A 3522-nucleotide genomic window follows, 5' to 3' on the forward strand; every position below is an offset into this window, starting at 1 on the left:
GGGGGTGGTTTTTACAGTCCCACATCGTCAATTTGGGGACGTCCCCTGCGAGAGCAGGGGCCTTCTGCGTTTGGGGGTCGAACGCCCTCCGCCTCGCGGCGGCGCACCAGCGACATGTGCGTGGGTCGCTGACCGCGCAGCACCCACCACGGCATCACACGACTCCCGTCCCGCCCTGCCTCGCCCTCGGGTCCCGCTGCTGTTCGAGGCCCCTGGTCGGTATCCGACGCCCCTGCTTTCGCAGGGGTCTTCCTGGTTCGGGGGTGCGGGCAGGTGGGGAGGTGTTGTGGAGGTCCTTCGGGGGTGATCACCGCGGCGGAGGGGTCCGGTAGCGTCGCCGCGCTGCGGGGAGAGGAGCGGGGCGTGCACGAGGTCACGGTGCCACCGGTCGTCACGGGAGGGCCCGTCGGCGGGCTCGCCGACTGCGTGTTCCGGTACGCCCTCGACGACCCCGGCCGGGTGGTGCTGGGGCGCAAGCGGGGCGGTGGTTGGCGGGACGTGACCTCGGGGGAGTTCGCCGCCGAGGTGCTCGGGCTCGCGCGCGGGCTGCTGGCGCAGGGGGTCCGGTTCGGGGACCGGGTCGCGCTCATGTCCCGGACCCGGTACGAGTGGACGCTGTTCGACTTCGCGCTGTGGGCGGTCGGCGCGCAGCCCGTCCCCGTCTACCCCACGTCCTCCGCCGAGCAGGTGCAGTGGATCCTGTCCGACTCCGGGTGCACGGCCTGCGTCGTGGAGAACGAGGACCAGGCCATGACCGTCGGCTCGGTCGTCGAGGGCCTGCCGCAGTTGCGCCGGCTGTGGCAGCTCGACGCCGGAGCCGTCGACTCGCTCCTCGCCGACGGCCGCGGCGTCGCCGAGGACGTGGTCCACCGGCACCGCGCCGCGGTCACGCCCGACGCCGTCGCGACCGTCATCTACACGTCCGGGACCACGGGACGCCCCAAGGGGTGCGTGCTCACGCACGGCAACTTCATGTACGAGGCGGACACGCTCGTGGCCCGCTGGGAGTCCGTCTTCCGGGCCGGGACCGGGGAGGAGCCCTCCACCCTGCTGTTCCTGCCGCTCGCGCACGTCTTCGGGCGGATGGTGGAGGTGGCGGCCGTCCGGGCCCGGGTCAAGCTCGGCCACCAGCCGGTGCTGGCGGCGGCCGAGCTGCTGCCGGACCTCGCCGCGTTCCGCCCGACGTTCGTGCTGGGGGTCCCGCACGTCTTCGAGAAGGTCTTCGCGGCGGCCCGTCGCAAGGCGGAGGCGGAGGGGCGCAGAGGCCCCTTCGACCGGGCCGTCGAGACGGCCGTGCGGTACGCGGAGGCGCGCGAGCAGAAGGCGTTCGGCCTCGGGCCGGGGCCGTCGGCCGCGCTGCGCGTCGAACACCAGCTGTTCGAGAGGCTGGTGTACGGGAAGGTCCGCGAGGCGCTCGGCGGGCAGGTGCGGCACGCCATGTCGGGCGGGTCGGCGATGTCGCGCCGGCTCGGGCTGTTCTTCGACGGGGCCGGGATCACCGTGTTCGAGGGGTACGGGCTGACCGAGTCCTGCGCGGCCGCGACCGCGAACCCGCCGGGGGCGGTCAAGTACGGCACGGTGGGCCCGCCGATCCCGGGCAGTACGGTGCACATCGCCGAGGACGGGGAGGTCTGGCTGCACGGGGCGCACGTCTTCTCGGGTTACCTCAACGACGCGCGCTCCACGCAGGCCGTGCTGCGCGACGGCTGGCTGGCCACCGGGGACCTGGGGCGGTTGGACGGGGACGGCTACCTCGTCATCACCGGGCGGAAGAAGGAGATCCTGGTGACCTCCAACGGCAAGAGCGTCGCCCCGGCGGCCCTGGAGGAGCGGGTGCGTTCGCATCCGCTGGTCGCGCAGTGCGTGCTCGTCGGCAACGACCGGCCGTACGTGGCCGCGCTGATCACCCTCGATCCGGAGGGCATCGCGCACTGGCTGTCGATGCGGGGGCTGGCGCAGCGGCCGCCGGCCCAGCTGGTCCGGGACCCGGACCTGGCGGCGGAGGTGAGGCGGGCGGTGGTGGCGGCGAACACGCTGGTCTCACAGGCCGAGGCGATCCGGACGTTCCGGGTGCTGGAGGAGCAGTTCACGGAGGAGCGGGGGCTGCTGACGCCCTCGCTGAAGCTGAAGCGGCGGGCGATCGAGAAGAGGTACGCGCAGGAGGTCGCCGCCCTGTACCGGGCCTGAACCCCCTCCCGGGGTGGTCGGGCCGCCCGGCGGGAATACGCCGGTCCGGCGGCGGGTTCCCGACGACGTCCGACGCATCCGACGAGATCCGGCGACGCCCGGCGACCCCGAGGGAAACGACAGCACGTGAACCAGGTCCCCGCCATCACGCTCAACAACGGCACCTCGATGCCCCGGCTCGGGTTCGGTGTCTGGCAGATTCCCGACGACGAGGCCGAGGCCGCGGTCGGGACCGCACTGGAGGCGGGCTACCGCAGCATCGACACGGCGTCCGTGTACCGCAACGAGCCGGGCACGGGCAAGGCCGTCGCTGCGTCCGGACTCCCGCGCGAGGAGCTGTTCGTCACCACCAAGCTGTGGAACAGCACGCGGCGGAGGTGGCGTCGCAAGGAGGTGCTGCGGGCGTTCGAGGACTCGCTCTCCCGGCTCGGCCTCGACTACGTCGACCTGTACCTGATCCACTGGCCGCGTCCGATGCGCGACGACTTCCTGTACATCTGGGAGGCGTTCGAGGAGATCGCGGCGAGCGGCCGGGCCCGCGCCGTCGGCGTGTCGAACTTCCGCCCTGCGGACCTGGACCGGATCGGGGAGCGCAGTTCGTTGGTGCCGGCCGTGAACCAGGTCGAGCTGCACCCGCTGTTCCCGCAGGCCGAGCTGCGCGCGGAGCACGCCCGGCGCGGCATCGCCACCGAGGCCTGGTCGCCGCTCGGCCAGGGCCGGCGGCTGCTGACGCTGCCCGCGGTCGCCGCGGTCGCCGCCCGGCACGGGCGCACTGCGGCCCAGGTGGTGCTGCGCTGGCACCTGCAGCTGGGGAACGTCGCGATCCCGAAGTCGGTGACCCCGTCGCGGATCCGGGAGAACCTGGACGTGTTCGGTTTCGAGCTGGACGCCGCCGACATGGCCGCCCTCGACGCCGTCGCGCACGGGCCGCAGGCGGGGCGGATCGGGCCGGACCCGGCCGTCTGCGACCTCTGAGCGGGGGCGGGCATGGGTGTCCCCGACGGGGTGTACCGGGTGCGGAACGTGGCGAGCGGGCTGCTGCTGCGGGTGGAGAGCGGCAACCGGGTGGGGGTGGGCCCCGAGGGTCCGCCGGTGCCGGCCGCCGCTCTGGAGTGGCGGATCTCGCCCGTGCACAGCGGCGGCGGGATCGTCCACGTCGTGAGCGTGCACAACGACAGGCGGCTGGACGTGGCGAACGCGTCGACGGAGAGCGGCGCCCGCGTCCAGGTGTGGCGGCCGAACGCCTTCGGCGCGCAGGAGTGGGTGGGGGGGGGGGGCACCCGCGCAAACCGGGGGTGGGGGGGGGGGGGGGGCACAAGCACGGGTGGGGGGGGT

At 73.7% G+C, this 3522-nt stretch carries 3 protein-coding genes; all 3 read left to right on the plus strand.

Going from position 1 to position 3522, the window contains the following annotated elements:
* Positions 1-363 precede the first annotated feature (363 nt).
* The gene (locus tag ACFVGY_RS31465; RefSeq protein WP_385683835.1) at positions 364-2187 is read left to right on the plus strand and encodes an AMP-dependent synthetase/ligase; all 1824 of its coding nucleotides are present in this window, start codon (positions 364-366) and stop codon (positions 2185-2187) included.
* Positions 2188-2313: 126 nt separating this feature from the next.
* Positions 2314-3162 carry an aldo/keto reductase gene (locus tag ACFVGY_RS31470; protein ID WP_385683838.1) on the plus strand — a complete coding sequence of 283 codons (849 nt, stop codon included), beginning with the start codon at positions 2314-2316 and terminating at the stop codon, positions 3160-3162.
* 12 nt (positions 3163-3174) lie between these two features.
* Positions 3175-3522 (plus strand): RICIN domain-containing protein (locus ACFVGY_RS31475; RefSeq protein WP_385683841.1); only part of this gene is annotated, 348 nt, incomplete at its 3' end.

Source organism: Streptomyces sp. NPDC127106 (assembly GCF_042677605.1).
Taxonomy (GTDB): domain Bacteria; phylum Actinomycetota; class Actinomycetes; order Streptomycetales; family Streptomycetaceae; genus Streptomyces.